The organism is Pseudomonas sp. WOUb67 (genome assembly GCF_050058005.1).
Taxonomy (GTDB): Bacteria; Pseudomonadota; Gammaproteobacteria; order Pseudomonadales; family Pseudomonadaceae; genus Aquipseudomonas; species Aquipseudomonas putida_R.
The window spans coordinates 3,457,413-3,472,906 of sequence record NZ_CP170112.1 but is presented as its reverse complement, the minus strand read 5'-3'; the positions used below and the strand labels follow the sequence as shown (position 1 = coordinate 3,472,906).

Genomic DNA, 15,494 nt, shown 5'->3' with positions numbered 1-15,494 from the left:
CGATCAGGCGCCCGACGGCCACGCCGCGGGCCCAGACACCGCATTGACGCCCTCAAGCGTCGAAAACGAAATGTCTTTCGCCGTGAGCAGGAAATCACTCATGTAAGGCACTTCGAGCATGTCGCTGCGTACCGCCGCGAACAGGGTGGCCTGCAACCCTGCTTCGCCCAGGCGCTTGGCCAGCACGTAGCCACGGGAGGTGTATTCATGCACCGCCCAGTTCGGCAGGCAGCAAACGCCACGGCCGCTGGCCACCAACTGCATCATCATGACGGTCATTTCTGCGGTACGTACCTGGGCAGGTTCGATGTCGGCCGGGTCGAAGAAACGGGTGAAAATGTCCAGGCGGTTGCGCTCGATCGGGTACGTGATCAGGGTCTGGCTGGCAATGTCGTCAGGTTGCAGATACGGCTTCTCGCGCAGGGGATGATGCTTGTCGATGGCCAGCATGGCCTCGTATCCGAACAACGGCACGTAGGTGATACCCGGCAGGGTCACCGGGTCGGAGGTCACCACAAGGTCGAGGTCACCCCGCTCCAAAGCCGGCAGCGGCGCGAACGACAACCCCGATGCCAGGTCCAGTTCAACTTCCGGCCAGGCGCAGCGAAACTCGTCCAGCGAGGGCATCAGCCATTGATAGCAACTGTGGCACTCGATGGCGATGTGCAGGCGGTCGGCCGTGCCACCCGCCAGCTTGCTCAGGTTGCGCTCCGTTGTGCGAATCAGCGGCAGCACCTGGTCGGCCAGCTGCAGCAGCTTGAGCCCGGCGGTGGTGAAGCGTACCGGTTTGGACTTGCGCACAAACACAGGCATGCCAACGCGGGTTTCCAGCTCCCGGAACTGGTGCGAGAGCGCCGACTGGGTCAGGTGCAGGCGTTCGGCGGCCTCGGGCAGGCTGTCCGTTTCGCGCAAGGCATGGAGAGTGCGTAGGTGTCTCAAGTCAATCATGAGCAGAAGGCAACGCTCACAGCGCGCCAGGCGCGGCAAGGTTGCAATATTGTCCTTTGAAATACAGCAAGGGTTGCGTCGCCACAGCGTCCTGCACGTTCAACGCTTTCACCTCACCCACCACGATCAAGTGATCACCGGCAACGTGTTCGGCGTAAATCTCGCAGTCGAGCCAATGCAGGCTACCGGCAATGACCGGGTTACCCAGCGGCGACACCTGCCAATCGACACCCTGCCACTTGTCAGTGCCTTTACGGGCAAACCGGTTGGATACGCCGACCTGTTCACCCGAAAGGATATTGACTGCAAATCGGCCCGCGCTACGAATACCGGGATAACTGGCCGAACTGGACATCACGCTGAATGACACCAGCGGTGGGTTCATCGACACGCTATAGAACGACTGGCAGGTGAAGCCAATCGGGTTGCCGTCGATAAGCGATGTGATCACCGTGATGCCCGAGGCGTAGTGCCCGAGCGCTTCGCGAAAGCTCAAGGGCTCGATGGCAGTACTGGAAAGCGACATGGTAAGTCCTGACGTTCGGGTGCCTTTAACGGGCCGAGAGTTCTCTGCGGACGATGTCTGCACCTGCACTCAACGCCCTGAGCTTGCCGCTGGCGACCCGACGCGGCAAAGGCGCCATGCCACAGTTGGTGCAAGGATAGAGCTTGTCTGCCTCTACAAATTGCAGTGCCTTACGTAGGGTATTGGCCACTTCCTCGGGTGTTTCAATGGCGTGGCTGGCCACGTCAATTGCGCCGACCATCACCTTCTTGCCTCGGATCAGCTCAAGCAGGTCCATGGGTACATGGGAGTTGTGGCATTCCAGCGAGATGATATCGATGCTGGACTTCTGCAGCTTGGGGAAGGCTTCTTCATATTGCCGCCACTCTGAGCCCAGGGTCTTTTTCCAGTCGGTGTTGGCTTTGATGCCGTAGCCGTAGCAGATGTGTACGGCCGTTTCACACTTCAGGCCTTCGATGGCCCTTTCCAGGGTGGCAACACCCCAGTCATTCACCTCGTCAAAGAAGACATTGAAGGCGGGCTCATCGAACTGAATGATGTCAACACCGGCAGCCTCCAGCTCCCGGGCTTCCTGGTTGAGGATTTTGGCAAATTCCCAAGCCAGTTTTTCGCGGCTTTTGTAGTGGCTGTCATACAGCGTATCGATCATGGTCATGGGGCCTGGCAGTGCCCATTTGATGGGTTGACTGGTCTGCTCACGCAAGAACCTGGCATCTTCGACAAACACCGGGTTTTTCCGGGCAACAGCGCCCACCACCGTCGGTACGCTTGCATCATAGCGATCACGGATCCTGACAGTTTCGCGGTTCTCGAAATCAACGCCACTCAGGTGCTCGATGAAGGTCGTCACGAAATGTTGGCGCGTTTGCTCACCATCACTGACGATATCAATGCCTGCGTTCTGCTGCTCCTGCAATGACAAGCGCAGGGCATCCTGTTTGCCTTCGATCAACGCCTCATCCTGCAGTTTCCAGGGTGACCAGAGCGTCTCGGGTTCTGCGAGCCAGGAGGGTTTAGGCAAACTGCCGGCAGTCGAAGTGGGTAACAGCTTTTTCACGAGGGAAGACCTTATATATTCAGTTAATCAGCAGGCGTAGTTGGCGGACCACTGCTCAAGCATCGCGTGGTGCGGTTTTATAAAGTGCTCCTCGACAAACTGCCCCTGCTCGATGGCCAGCCGGTTACGCTCCTCACGGTCATAAACAATACGGGTCAGTGAGTAATCCTGATGCTGCAAGCTGGGCTGATAGCACTTCCCTGCGGCAGAGTTCGCATTGTAGATCTCCGGGCGATAGATTTTCTGGAACGTGTCCATGGTGCTGATGGTGCTGATCAGCTCAAGGTTGGTGTAATCGCTGAGCAAATCGCCGGAAAAATAGAAGGCCAACGGCGCAACACTGTTGGGCGGCATGAAGTAACGCACCTTCAAGCCCATCTTCTCGAAATAAGTATCCGTCAGGGAATACTCATCCTGTTGATACTCAAAACCCAATACAGGGTGCTGATTATCGGTTCGATGGTAGGTCTTGCTGCTGGAAACGCTCAGGCAAATAACCGGTGGCTTGTCGAAGTGTTCCTTGTACGTGCTTGAGTTCACGAAGCGCTTGAACAGCTTCCCGTGCAGCTCTCCGAAATGCTCTGGCGTGCTGAACACAGGCTGGTTGGCATTGTGCCCCAGCAGCAGTACGCTGAAATCGTAATCGCGCACGTAGGAAGAAAAGTTATTCCCCACCATGCCCGCGATGCGCTCGCCGGTCTGTCGGTCGATAATGTTCGTTTTCAGTATTTCAATCAGCGGCAGCGCTTGATCACCGCCTTCAGCATCGATACTCATCTCGACAGAGATGATGTCAAGCTCGACGGCGTACCGGTCCCCTTTTGGGTTATCCCAATGCGCCAGGGCGTTGAAGCGGTTATTTATCATTCCCAGGGTGCTGCGCAAGTTCTGCTGCCGGCTCGCGCCCCTCGCCAGGTTGGCGAAGTTGGTGGTGATGCGCGTGTTTTCGGAGGGGTGATAATGCTCGTCGAAACGAATGCTCTTGATGGAAAACTTGAAGTCTTTATTCGTCATGACCGGAAGCCCACTCAAATATCCATATTCTCTATAATTGGCCCGTATTTTAGGTTGAGGGGATGAGCGAGGGAACTGAATTGATTTCACAGAACCTTTAGCCATGCTCATGACGCGCGCGGAAAATAATGCGGAAGATTCGCCGGGCTAATCTGTGCCAGTACCACGACTCGATGACCGCCGCGCTTCAAGCGGCGCTCAGGCATCGGTGCCATCGCCGCCGGGCTCCCGCGCCGGCGCGGCCAACCACTTGTCCCGCGGCACCCACTTCTCCTGCACCGGGTCCCCCAGGTAATGCGGCGACATGATCTGCACCCCATATTCGTTGAACACGTCCTGGATGTTGGCGTGCAACAGGCTCAGCAACTCCGCACGCGGCCTTGGCGCGCTGGGTACTGCCTGGGCCACCAGGCGGTATTCGGGGTAGAAGTCCGAAAGCCCGGTCTGGAACACCTGCGGCCGGGGGTTTTCCAGGATGCCATCGGTGCGCTGGGCCGCTTCCACCAGCATCGCCTCAACCTGGCGCCAGGGCGTGTCGTAGCCGATGGTGACCACGGTATCGACAATGTAGCCCTGCCCTTGCACCACCCGCGAATAGTTGCGCGTGACAGAGCCAGTGATCATTGAGTTGGGCAGGGTCAGCACCTCGCCAAGGCCGGTGCGGATGGTGGTGTTGAAAATGCCGACTTCGGTCACCGTGCCTTCGTTGTCGCCTACGCGCACGTATTCGCCAGCCTTCAGCGTGCGCGAATAGGTCAGGATCAGCCCCGCCGCCGCTTGCCCCACCACGCTAGTGGCCCCCAGCGAAATCATCAGGCCCAGTAGCACCGAAAGCCCTTTGAAGGCATCGGTACCCGAACCGGGCAGGTACGGGTAAGCCATGACCAGGGCAAACAGCCAGATCGCCAGCGAAGTGAGCCGTGTCGTGGGCTGCAGGGTTTCTTCGGTCAGCCACTTCAATGTGCCTGGGCGGGCCATGCGCTCCAGCATGCGCCGGCTGAAACCACTGATGCCACGGGCGATGAAGAAGATCATGATGGCCACGGCAATGCCGGGGATAGCGTGCAAGATGCCGTCGAGCAGGTAGCGCAGCAGGTCGAGCAGGTGCACGTTGAGGCTTTCGCCCCACGGCCGGGTGTAAGGGAACTGCGACAGCACAAAGCTCAGCCACTGGTAGCTGAGCAACAACACGATCACCCAATACATCAGGCGCAGCAGGCGGTCGATCAGGTAGTACACGTACTGCATGTCGAACAGTGGCAGCTGGCCAACCTTGATTTGCCGCGCGCGTTCACGCATCAGCATTGCTGTAGTGATAGCACAGCCTCCACTGGCCGGGCCCAGGGGCCGGACGGTCATGGCGAATAGCCTTGAGAGGGCTATCGTTGCTTGTCTGGGCAACGACTACCGAGCGAGGGCGGCGCCATGAACACCAGTGATCTACTCGAACAGTTGCTGCGGGCCGGGCAAGGCTCGCAAGCGCGTCAAGGCAGCGGCGGCATGTCATGGCAAGACGGCCTGGGCGGTTTGGGCGGCTTGCTGGGTGGTCTGCTGGGTGGCCGTGCCGGCAGCAGCACGGGCGGCTTGCCCCAGGGGCGTTCCGCAGGCGGCACCAATTTCGCGGCCCTGGCGTCGTTGGGCATGATGGCGTTCCAGGCCTATCAAAGCTGGCAGCGCAGCCAGGCGACAGCCCCGCAACAGGCGGTGCGTACGGTCGATCAATTGTCCGGCCCCGAGGCCGAGGACCACAGCCATGCCATCTTGCGCGCGCTGATTGCGGCAGCCAAGGCAGACGGCCGCATCGACCAGCAGGAAGAGCAACTGATTTACGCTGAAATCAAACGTCAAACCAGCGACCCACAGTTGCAGCAATGGCTGGATGAAGAAGTCGGCAAGCCACTCGATGTTGCCGAAGTGGCCCAGTCGGCCCGGGACCCGGCCATGGCCGCGGAAATGTACCTGGCCAGCGTGATGCTGGTGGATGACCAGCAGGACGCCGAGCGGGCCTACCTTGACGAGTTGGCCAGCGCACTGCAAATCGACCCTGAGTTGCAGGTGCATCTGGAACAGCAGGCCAAGGCACAGGCCTGAAGGTACTGAACGCTGCCGGGGGCAAATTCTTCAAGAGCGAGTTCCTGCCCCCGGCACATTAACAATACGCTTCGCCATCCAGCCTATTGCAGCCACTGACTGCTACCGACCCAGAGCTGCCAGTCTTATCTCAGGAGCGCGCTGGGTTCTTCGCGGGCATGCCCGCTCCCACAGGGACTGCGCAGGCTTCAGGCTAATGCTTTACCTGTGGGAGCAACTGTCTTGCTCAAAACCTGAAAGATTGCGCGATCACTGTGGGAGCGGGCGTGCCCGCGAACACCGGCGGAGCCGGTGCCATCCACCGCGCAGGATTCTTCGCGGGTGAACCCGCTCCCACAGGGACCGCGCAGGCTTCAGGCTCATGCAGTACCTGTGGGAGCGGCTTTAGCCGCGAACACCGGCGAAGCCGGTGCCATCCACCGCGCAGGATTCTTCGCGGGTGAACCCGCTCCCACAGGGACCGCGCAGGCTTCAGGCTCATGCAGTACCTGTGGGAGCGGCTTTAGCCGCGAACACCGGCGGAGCCGGTGCCATCCACCGCACAGGATTCTTCGCGGGTGAACCCGCCCCAACAGTGGCGGCCGCAGCATGGAGCCCACGTACGTCAGAAGGTGTATTTGATCCCCGTCATGATGTTTCTTGGAGCACCGTACATACCGTGATCGCCCGCATAGCTGAGGTACTCACGGTCGAACACGTTGTTCAGGTTGACCGACGCACTCAGATGTTGATTGAAGTCGTAGCGCGCCAGGAGGTTGGTGACGGCGTAGCTACCCTGAGTGAAGGTGTGCAGGTCGGCACCGGTTTTGCTCTGCCAGTTGACACCGCCGCCAAGGGTGACCTTATCCAGAATGCCCGGCAGGCGGTAGCTGGTGAACGTCTTGAGACTGTGGCGAGGCAGCGTGGTAACGATACGCTGGTCGTCCGCGTCGGTGCTGACCGCATAGGCATAACCTGCGGATGCCTGCCAGCCTTCGGCCAGTTCTCCGTCCAGGGTGAACTCAACGCCCTTGGTGGTGGTGCCCTGTTCTGACTTGTACGTGTTGCCGCCTGGGGTATCGATCCAGATGGCCAGGTTGTCCTGCTCGATCTTGAACAGCGCGACGCTGGAGTTCAGCTTGCCGTCGAAGTGGCTGCCTTTGACGCCGACTTCATAACCGGTGCCCTCCATCGGATCCAGGGGTTTGTTGTTGATATCGCGAACCCAGGACGACTGAGGGTTGAAGATTTTCGTGTAGCTGGCATACAGCGACCACGTGTCGTTGACGTCATACACCACGCCGGCGTACGGAATATAGACCCCGGTTTCCGATTCCTTGGTCTTGGTTTTTTCTGCGTTGTAGGGTTTATCTTCGATCTCCCGATGCCAGTCGATCACGCGGCTACCCAGCAAGATGCTGAGATCGTCGGTGGCGTGCAGGCGCGTGGCGAGATAGGCGGCGTATTGGGTTTCGTCGGCAGTGGATTTGCCCGTGACGTCGAATTCCGGTTTGACCGAGCCGCCGTTCCAGTTCAGCAGGTTGTCGATCGCGCCAGCCGGGGAGCCGGAATAGTCGTATTTCCAGCCGCCGTAGCTTGGCACGTTCTCGTAGGCGTTGGACAAGGTCACGCCGGCGATCAATTCGTGCTCGCGGCCCAACAGCCCGAACGGGCCGGTCAGGTAGGCATCGATGTTGTTCTGGCGCGGGATGCCGGAGAAGCGCACTGGCAACTGTGTGGTGCCGCTTCCGTCCGGGTTGAGGCTGCCGTTGACGTAGTTGAAGACTTCATCAAACTTGTTTTCGGAGTGGGTCAGCTCGACCTTCCCGCTCCAGCCATTAGCGAACTGCTGTTCGATCGAAGTGAAAAAGCTGGTTTGTTCATGGTCGTTGTAAGACCACGTCTGAGCCGAGTTGAGCGAGCGTTTGAGGTTGGTGCGAGAACCGTCGGTGAAGCGGGTCGGCAGGCCGGAGCGCATGGGCGAGTCAACGTCTGTGCGTTGGTAACTGAAGCCCATGGTCAGCAAGGTGTCTTCAGTCAGGTCGAACTCGGTAATGCCGTAGATCAGCTGCGAGTCCTGCTTGTAGCGGTCGACCCATGATCGCTCGGTCTTGAAGTCGGCGACCAGCCGACCGCGTACGTTGCCGGTTTCAGTCAGCGGGCCAGATACATCAAAGCCGGTTCCGTAGCGGTCCCAATTACCGGCTTCAGCCCAAACGCTGGCCTGAGACTCGAAGGTCGGACGCTTGCGGATCAGGTTGATCGTCGCTGAAGGGCTGCCCAGGCCGCTGATCAGGCCGGTAGCACCGCGCACCACCTCCACCCGGTCATACATGGCCATGCTCTGGGTGTAGTTGTCCATGCGTTTGACGGTGGGCACACCATCGATTTCAAAGTTCTGAACCTCGAAGCCGCGGGAGAAGTAACCATCGGATTCAGCACCCAGCCCGTCGCGCAACACGATGATGCCGGGTGTGGCATCGAGGGTATCGCTGAGGTTGGTCAGGCGCTGGTCATCCAGGCGCTGACGGGTCATGACGGTCAGCGACTGCGGGGTTTCCTTGGGGGTCAGGTTCAGGCGGGTCGAACTGCTGGATGAGTAGGTGGTGTAGAGCCCGGTACCTTCTGTAGTAGACCCGGGCGCTTTGCCCGAAATCGAAATGCTTTGAAGCTCCAGCGCGGTAGAGGCCGGCGCTCGCTGGAGGGTGTATCGCCCATCCGGCTGGCGCACCGCAATGAGTTGGCTACCCGCAAGCAGTGCCTGTAACGCACCGTCGACCGTGTAATCACCACTCAGGCCAGGGCTGTTTTGCCCGGCAATCAAGTCATTGGGAAACGACAACAACAAATGGGCTTGCTGGCCCAGTTGAGTAAGCGCAGTGCCCAGGGGCGCCGCGGGGATTTCGTAGTGTTGCACGCTGCTATCGGCGGCTGCCCACACGGGCGATGAAGTGGCAATCAGAACCGCTGCAGCGCAACCCAGGGTGCTGGCGAGCGGGGTTGCGTAGCACGACGAAATACTGCGGTGATGCATGTGAAGTTCCCCGATGTTTTTTGATGTATGGCCTATGAGTCTCGCCAGAAATCAAAACGGCTCATCGAAGACAAAAAAACTTCAAACGTTAGCTGACGAGGGGCGCAAGTTGACCCACAGGCGTGTGAAACGCTGTACATCCAGTTTCAGGGTGTGGGCGACGGCATCGATGATTCGATCACTGTCTGCCAACGGGTAGGTGCCCCATACGCGCAGATTGGCCAAGGCGGCGTCGCACCCAAGGTAACCATGACGATACCGGCCAAGTTCGCCGAGGAACGCCTGAAGCGGTTGGCCGTTGGCGACGATCATGCCTTCGGCCCAGGCGGGGGCGGATGCTTGCATTACACACAGATCGAGCATTTCAAGCGGCCCGAAACGCGCCACCTGCCCGGCTTGCAGGGCAGTCCAGTTGCTGGCTTGAGTCGGGATCACCTGAAGCGCGCCACGATAGACTTCCAACTGGGTTGAGCCATTGTCGAACTGACGTATCGTGAAACGCGCCGAGGACGCTTGCGTGCGAACCTGAGCGGTATCGATGAACAGCGCCGGGCTCAAGGCAGTGTCAATCAAGGCCTCGCCGCTGAGTAATCGAAGGAGCCAACCACGGTCAGTGGCGCGCGCATTTATCGCACTGTGGGTATTGAGTTCAAACGACAGATCCGCGGCCAGCGCAACACGTCGCTGCTCGCCCACCCCCGTGGTGTAATCGGCACTGATGCGCGACACCATTTCGCTGTCTCGGCTCATCCATGCGCCGGCGCCCACAGTCAGCAGCAAGGCCAGGCCTTTTATTGCCTGACGCCTGCTCAGCCCTTCCTGGGAAGGGAGCAACAGGGCTTGACGGGCAAGGTCTGGATCACCTTGGGTACGCAATGCGTCGAGCTGCGCCCCCAGCGCCAAGGCTCTTTCCCAGGCCAGCTCATGCAAGGGGTGTTCACTGCGCCATGCCATGAAAGCGGCCTGTGCTGGCGAATCGAAATCGGCCTCCTGCATATCGAGCCACCACTCCATCGCCTCCTCACACATTTTCGGCGATAGCGATGGTTCCCGGATAAAGGCGTTCCCGGCGGTATTCATTGCAGCGATTCCGTCACCAGCATGCATTGCGCGCCAGCCTTGATGATATGGCGTTTGACGGTAGCGATTGAAATACCCAGCCGCTCGGCAATTTCTGAGTGGCTGAGCCCATCCAGTTGCGACCAGAGAAACGCTTTTTTGACGGCGACATCCAGTCTGCCCAGCGCTTCGTCGAGCCGAACCAGCGTCTCGAAAATGATCAACTGGGTCGCCAAGTCCGGCAGCACGCTTTGGTCTTCCGTCTGGAGCGCATCCAGATAGGCTTTTTCCAGGCGTGCGCGGCGGTAGTGGTTGGACAGGACACTGCGTGCCACCTTGGCCAGAAAAGGTCGAGGCTGGCGGACTTCAATCACCTCGTTACTGGCCAACAGACGCATGAAGGTGTCCTGCATCAAATCGGCAGCGCGGTGAGAACAGCTCAATTGCCGATACAACCAGCTACGCAACCAGCGGTGTTGCTGTTCGTACAGGGCAGTGAACTGAGCGGTATCGACAGATGCCATTGGCGGCCACAAGAACGATGCAAATGAGACTTAGTATCATATTTGACTAATCGAGTGCCGACAAGAACGCAAAGGGGCGCCAGTTTCGGCAGGGGGTTGCCACATACATATGGAAATACGTATATTCGGTTTTCCATATGTATTGGTGTTGCCATGATCACCCCGCCCGATGTCTTCAAATGCCTGTCTGACGAAACCCGCGCTCGCGCCACCCTGCTCATCGCCAGCCTGGGAGAGCTTTGTGTGTGCGAACTGATGTGCGCGTTGGGCGACAGCCAGCCGAAGATCAGCCGCCATCTGGCGCAGCTGCGCAGCAATGGCATGTTGCTGGACCGCCGCCAGGGTCAGTGGGTGTATTACCGCCTTAATCCGGCGCTGCCCGCCTGGGTTCACGAGATGTTGCAGGTCACCTTGCAGGCCAATTCGCAATGGCTGGCCGACAACACACTTCGGCTCAAGTGCATGGACGACCGCCCCGTTCGCGACGCCGCCTGCTGTTGATCACCCTTTCGGCCCTGGCACTGCGCCGGCGCCCCTGACGTCCGCCACGAAGCAAAGGAGCCCTCCATGCGAATACTGTTCATGTGCACGGCCAACAGCTGCCGGAGCATCCTTTCCGAAGCGCTGTTCAACCACCTCGCCCCAGCCGGTTTCGAAGCGATCAGTTCGGGCAGTTTCCCCAAGGGGCAAGTATTGCCCCGTAGCCTGAGCACACTGGAGCAGGCCGGTATTTCGACCGTGGGCCTGAGCAGCAAGGGCAACGACGCATTCGAGGGCAACCTACCGGACATCGTCATCACCGTCTGCGACAAGGCCGCCGGCGAAGCCTGCCCGGTGTATTTCGGCCCCGCGCTGAAGTCGCACTGGGGGCTGGAAGACCCGTCGGATATGGTGGGTGACGAGGCGCAAGTCGACGCGGCGTTCCGCACCACGCTTGCGCACATCGAGTCGCGCTGCCGAGCCTTCTTCGCCCTTCCCTTCGCTAGCCTCGACCGTGATCAGCTCAAGCACGCGCTGGATCGCATCGGCACGCATTAAGCAGGAGTAAAAAATGTCCGATCACCTCCCCAACCTCGACCTCGCGTTGTTCGATCTGCCGCCAACGGCAACCGTTGCCAGCGAGCACAAACCACGCATCCTGCTGCTGTATGGGTCTACCCGCGAACGCTCTTTCAGCCGCTTGCTGGTAGAGGAAGCCGCGCGTTTGCTGGAGCACTTCGGCGCCGAGACCCGAACCTTCGACCCTTCAGGCCTGCCGCTACCTGATGATGCGCCGGTGGAGCACCCCAAAGTGCAGGAGTTGCGCGCGCTGGTGCAATGGTCGGAGGGCCAGGTCTGGTGCTCGCCGGAGCGCCATGGGGCGATGTCTGCGGTGTTCAAGGCGCAGATAGACTGGGTGCCCCTGGCCCTGGGCGCCGTTCGCCCTACCCAGGGCAAGACCCTGGCGGTGATGCAGGTATGTGGCGGCTCGCAGTCGTTCAACGTGGTGAACCAGTTGCGGGTGCTTGGGCGCTGGATGCGGATGTTCACCGTGCCGAACCAGTCTTCGGTACCCAAGGCCTACCTGGAGTTCGATGACGCCGGCCGCATGAAACCTTCGCCGTACTACGACCGCGTGGTGGACGTGATGGAGGAGTTGGTGAAGTTCACCGTGCTGCTACGCGACCGTCAGGATTACCTGGTGGACCGCTATTCGGAGCGCAAGGAAAACGCCGAGCAGCTATCTGCCCGCGTCAATCAGCGATCGATCTGAAGCGGCTGCACGCCCCGCTTGCACCAGGATGGCTAGCCCACCCTGGTGCGCGTTAGCGACGATCAGCGGTCTTGGTCACGCTGCGGGTTATCGCGTTGCGATTGCTGGCCGCCCATGCGGTCTTTATCAGCCTGATTCTGCTTGTCGGTTGCATTGTCTTCAGGCCGGCCGCCTTTGCTACCGGTATCACTGGAACGGTCCCAGTCCTTGTTCATCTTGTCCTCGGGCTTCTGCCCTGGCTGGTTATGACCCGGTTGTTGCTGGTTCGGCATGCCACCGCCCGAGCCTTGACCGCCTTGCTGCCCAGTACCGGCGGTGTTGTTGCCGGCACCAGTGTCGGTATGGCCCTGATTGCCGCCCTTGTCTTGATTATTAGCCATGATCGCTTACCTCAAGTCAGACACAGAAATGCCTGTGTGTTCGTACGACTGCGGCTTTGCTGGCGTGGCTGTATTTATTCGCAGCCTTTCGGATAAGCGATACCAAATGCAGCTACTTGATACTGAGCCGCGCTAAATACCGATGTGCTGTAGGACGGAAATCCAGGGAAACAGACACGCCATGGCCAGGAAAATTGGGGCAATTCATCTGTTTAAGCTGATCTGTAGCGCTGCATGGCTTATCCTTGTACCTCGCAATCAACTTCGAAGCAGTGAATTGAACAATGGGTTTTGAACAACTAGCTGAGCTACGTGACCGCCTGCGGGCGGAGAAAGTGCAGGAAAAGGCCGAAAGCCCGAAGCCCCCCAAGCGCAAGTCTCCGCCACAGGCGAAGGCTCGTGAGCAGGACCCGGCGGTGGCAGCGATCTGGCCGTTGCAGAAGCATTTTCCACTGGCCTTCCCTGTCAATCCGGCCCCCAAGGTTCCGCTCAAAGAGGGCATTTTCAAGGATGCCGAGCAACACCTGGAGCTGCTTGGCATCACCAGTGAACAGCTCAAGCTGGGTATTTCCACCTGGTGCCGGGGCACCCGCTACTGGGCAAGCATGGTCGAGAATGCCCCGCGCCTGGACCTGAATGGCCAGGTCGCCGGCATTGTGACCGCCACTCAGGCGATCCATGCGAAGCAGCAAGCTGCCCGCCATCGCGGCCAGGACCGACGCAATCGTGCGAAGTCGAAAGCACGTGCCGCGGCCCCCGTTGCCGAGACCGCAGCCGAGCAGACTCCGGACTGATTCAGACGACACGGTCGAAGGGTTGGCGCTGCTTGTGCGCATCGCCAACCGGCACATCGTCGCGCTGAAGATCAGTCAGCCATAAGTGGACTTGCCCAGCCTGGAACTGGATTGGTCGTGTGGCTGAAGGTCGCTCTCGGATGCAAGCTGCGCTTGAATCCAGTCGGTGAATACCCGCACGTGCGGCCGGCCCAGGCTCTCTTGGCGGGTAACCAGGTAATAGGCGAAGCGCGAAGGCCAAGGCCGGTCTATCGCCACCACCAATTGGCCGCTTCGAAGGTCTTCTTCCGCGTGCTGCGCCTGTACAAGCGCGATCCCCTGGCCACTGGCGGCCGCCCGTAACAACAGCAGGTCTTCGTCAAAACTCGGCCCGCGGCGGCTACGCTGATCGGGCTCGACACCATGCGCCTGCAACCACAACGTCCAGTCGGCACGGTCGGCATCCTGCAGCAGTGGGTAACGCAGGCAGTCCTGCGGCTCATCCAGCGCCGGCCCGCCAGCAAGCAGGCCTGGGCTGGCTACGGGCAGCAGCACAGGCGCCAGTAGCGGTATCGACTCCAGCCCAGGGTAATCGCCCAGGCCATGGCGCAAGGCAATATCGACAGGATCACGGTGCAGGTCGACCAGCTCGGCCGTGGACTGCACACGCACGTCGATTTCCGGGTGCAGCGCATTGAAATCGGCCAAGCGTGGCACAAGCCAACCGGATGCGAACGAGGGTTGGGTGCTGATCGTCAGGGTTTTAGCGCGCGTCAGCACTTCAAGGTCCAGCAACGCGCTTTCGATCTGGCCAAACCCGCGTGAAAGCCCCGGATAAAGGCTGGCGCCAGCCTCGGTGAGCTGCACCCCATAACGGCTCCGGGTCAGCAGGATAACGCCGAGGCGGTCTTCCAGCAGACGAATCTGTTGACTGATTGCGCCTGGGGTAACGCCCATACGCTCGGCAGCTGCCTTCAGGCTGCCCAGTCGAGTGGCTTCGGTGAAAGCGCGCAACGCAAGCAACGGCAAGACCGCACCCATGCAATTCCCAACCTTAGAAAAACTGATGTTAGGGCGTGAAAGGATCGTTAGTAAGCCCCGGGCCTGATGCCTAGCATAGCGTTGACCCACACAAACCCGAATCAGTTTATTTAAGGTGAACAGCATGCAAGGATTGCCCTTGAACCCCATCAACAGCAAAGGCGCCAGCGCCGATGCCTTCGCCCAACATCCCGGTTACCGTCGCATGTTCGCCCATGGCCAGCTGACGCTGGGTATCTTCCTGCCGCTTCGCTTCCATGACGGTGACATGGCAGTGCTTCAGGGGCAGGCGCAGCTGGTCAACGAAATCGACCGGCTGGGCTTCGCAGCCGTGTGGGTACGCGATGTGCCCTTGTACGACCCGGCTTTCGGTGACGCCGGCCAGGTATTCGACCCGTTCACCTACTTGGCCTATCTGACGGCCAATACCCGTACTATCGCCTTGGCAACCGGTAGCGCGATCTTCTCCCTGCGCCACCCGATCGACCTGGCCAAAGCTGCGGCCAGCCTGGACTGCCTGTCAGGTGGGCGCCTGGTGCTGGGTATTGCCTCGGGCGACCGCCCGGTGGAGTTCCCCGCCTATGGCCTGCCCCAATGAAAAGCGCGGGGAGCGCTTCGCGCAAAGCGTGGACTACTTCCGGCAGCTGCTGGCTGGCCCTGCTGCGCCGATCCATTCGCCATTGGGCCAGCTCGATGGCGCCCGCCTGCTCCCCTACCCCGTTACCGGGCGCATCCCGTTACTGGTCACCGGCTCGTCACGCCAATCCTTGCAGTGGCTTGGCGAACAGGCCGACGGCTGGATTACCTACCCCGAAGCCACCCACAACATCCTGGGTCCACGGCGCCTGGCCGAGAAGATCCGCGCTTGGCGAGCGGCCATTCCTGGCGGCGGTTTCCGTCCGCATGTCACCAATGAATGGATCGATCTTGATGAAGACCCCAACTTCCCACGCACGCCGCAACAAGGTGGCTATGTGTTGCGTACAGGCCGCAACGGGTTGATCGAGCTGCTGCATGCGTGGCGCGAGGCCGGGGTCAATCATGCAGCACTGGGGATGCAGATGGCCCAGCGTCCGGCGCAGGAGATCATCCAGGAGCTGGCAGAAGAAGTGCTGCCACTGTTTCCATCGCTGACGGGGCCTGAGCCGCATGGGCAAAACTGGTAGGTATTGCAGTGGCTGCTGGTTGTCTACGGCGTGTGCGTCGGCTTTACATTCAGCCCGTATGATAATAAGGTTTTAATCATACTGCGCGCTTGGCGCAGGCAAGCATGGCGCTCGATCTGCTGTTGCGGGGAGTGCTTAAAAGCCAGGTT

General features: G+C 59.9%; 14 protein-coding genes and 2 pseudogenes. 6 read left to right on the top strand and 10 right to left on the bottom strand.

Going from position 1 to position 15,494, the window contains the following annotated elements; genetic code table 11:
- Window positions 1-3 precede the first annotated feature (3 nt).
- From ABOC32_RS15530 to ABOC32_RS15510, 5 genes and pseudogenes are all read right to left on the bottom strand, one after another.
- Entirely contained in the window at window positions 4-948 is a 945-nt protein-coding gene (locus tag ABOC32_RS15530) for a LysR substrate-binding domain-containing protein (protein ID WP_426807832.1), read from the bottom strand.
- A 16-nt stretch (window positions 949-964) separates the two neighbouring features.
- Entirely contained in the window at window positions 965-1,474 is a 510-nt protein-coding gene (locus ABOC32_RS15525) for a flavin reductase family protein (protein WP_426807831.1), read from the bottom strand.
- A 25-nt stretch (window positions 1,475-1,499) separates the two neighbouring features.
- Window positions 1,500-2,531, bottom strand: a complete 1,032-nt coding sequence (locus ABOC32_RS15520; RefSeq protein ID WP_426807830.1) for a methionine synthase — start codon at window positions 2,529-2,531, stop codon at window positions 1,500-1,502.
- A 27-nt stretch (window positions 2,532-2,558) separates the two neighbouring features.
- Window positions 2,559-3,545 carry a DUF1852 domain-containing protein gene (locus tag ABOC32_RS15515; protein ID WP_426807829.1) on the bottom strand — a complete coding sequence of 329 codons (987 nt, stop codon included), beginning with the start codon at window positions 3,543-3,545 and terminating at the stop codon, window positions 2,559-2,561.
- Between the two features lie 198 nt (window positions 3,546-3,743).
- Window positions 3,744-4,823, bottom strand: a pseudogene (locus ABOC32_RS15510) (mechanosensitive ion channel family protein); the annotation flags it as partial.
- A gap of 147 nt (window positions 4,824-4,970) precedes the next feature.
- On the opposite strand from ABOC32_RS15510, the gene ABOC32_RS15505 reads away from it, so the two are divergent.
- Window positions 4,971-5,636, top strand: a complete 666-nt coding sequence (locus ABOC32_RS15505; RefSeq protein WP_426807828.1) for a tellurite resistance TerB family protein — start codon at window positions 4,971-4,973, stop codon at window positions 5,634-5,636.
- 604 nt (window positions 5,637-6,240) lie between these two features.
- On the opposite strand, the gene ABOC32_RS15500 is transcribed toward ABOC32_RS15505, so the two are convergent.
- From ABOC32_RS15500 to ABOC32_RS15490, 3 genes are all read right to left on the bottom strand, one after another.
- On the bottom strand, window positions 6,241-8,649 hold the full coding sequence (locus ABOC32_RS15500; protein WP_426807827.1) for a TonB-dependent siderophore receptor: 2,409 nt from the start codon (window positions 8,647-8,649) through the stop codon (window positions 6,241-6,243).
- 81 nt (window positions 8,650-8,730) lie between these two features.
- A complete protein-coding gene (locus ABOC32_RS15495) occupies window positions 8,731-9,756 on the bottom strand; it encodes a FecR domain-containing protein (RefSeq protein WP_426807826.1) in 1,026 nt (341 codons plus the stop codon).
- A complete protein-coding gene (locus ABOC32_RS15490; protein ID WP_426807825.1) occupies window positions 9,726-10,232 on the bottom strand; it encodes a sigma-70 family RNA polymerase sigma factor in 507 nt (168 codons plus the stop codon). Before ABOC32_RS15490 ends, ABOC32_RS15495 begins: the two co-directional genes overlap by 31 nt.
- 153 nt (window positions 10,233-10,385) lie before the next feature.
- Here ABOC32_RS15490 and ABOC32_RS15485 point away from each other — a divergent pair, with 153 nt between their 5' ends.
- The 3 genes from ABOC32_RS15485 (at window position 10,386) to arsH (ending at window position 11,985) form a co-directional block, all read left to right on the top strand.
- A complete protein-coding gene (locus tag ABOC32_RS15485) occupies window positions 10,386-10,733 on the top strand; it encodes a metalloregulator ArsR/SmtB family transcription factor (RefSeq protein WP_234225308.1) in 348 nt (115 codons plus the stop codon).
- 66 nt (window positions 10,734-10,799) lie between these two features.
- Window positions 10,800-11,270 (top strand): arsenate reductase ArsC, encoded by a 471-nt coding sequence (locus ABOC32_RS15480; RefSeq protein WP_426807824.1) that lies wholly within the window; start codon window positions 10,800-10,802, stop codon window positions 11,268-11,270.
- A gap of 13 nt (window positions 11,271-11,283) precedes the next feature.
- The gene (gene arsH, locus ABOC32_RS15475; protein WP_426807823.1) at window positions 11,284-11,985 is read left to right on the top strand and encodes an arsenical resistance protein ArsH; all 702 of its coding nucleotides are present in this window, start codon (window positions 11,284-11,286) and stop codon (window positions 11,983-11,985) included.
- A gap of 62 nt (window positions 11,986-12,047) precedes the next feature.
- Here the strand turns inward: arsH and ABOC32_RS15470 are convergent, their stop codons facing one another.
- Window positions 12,048-12,365, bottom strand: coding sequence for a hypothetical protein (locus ABOC32_RS15470; RefSeq protein ID WP_426807822.1), 318 nt, complete (start codon window positions 12,363-12,365; stop codon window positions 12,048-12,050).
- Window positions 12,366-12,649: 284 nt separating this feature from the next.
- Here ABOC32_RS15470 and ABOC32_RS15465 point away from each other — a divergent pair, with 284 nt between their 5' ends.
- The gene (locus tag ABOC32_RS15465) at window positions 12,650-13,159 is read left to right on the top strand and encodes a ProQ/FinO family protein (RefSeq protein ID WP_086977348.1); all 510 of its coding nucleotides are present in this window, start codon (window positions 12,650-12,652) and stop codon (window positions 13,157-13,159) included.
- 75 nt (window positions 13,160-13,234) lie between these two features.
- Here the strand turns inward: ABOC32_RS15465 and ABOC32_RS15460 are convergent, their stop codons facing one another.
- On the bottom strand, window positions 13,235-14,179 hold the full coding sequence (locus ABOC32_RS15460) for a LysR substrate-binding domain-containing protein (RefSeq protein ID WP_426807821.1): 945 nt from the start codon (window positions 14,177-14,179) through the stop codon (window positions 13,235-13,237).
- Between the two features lie 124 nt (window positions 14,180-14,303).
- Here ABOC32_RS15460 and ABOC32_RS15455 point away from each other — a divergent pair.
- Window positions 14,304-15,345, top strand: a pseudogene (locus tag ABOC32_RS15455) (LLM class oxidoreductase).
- Window positions 15,346-15,494 lie beyond the last annotated feature (149 nt).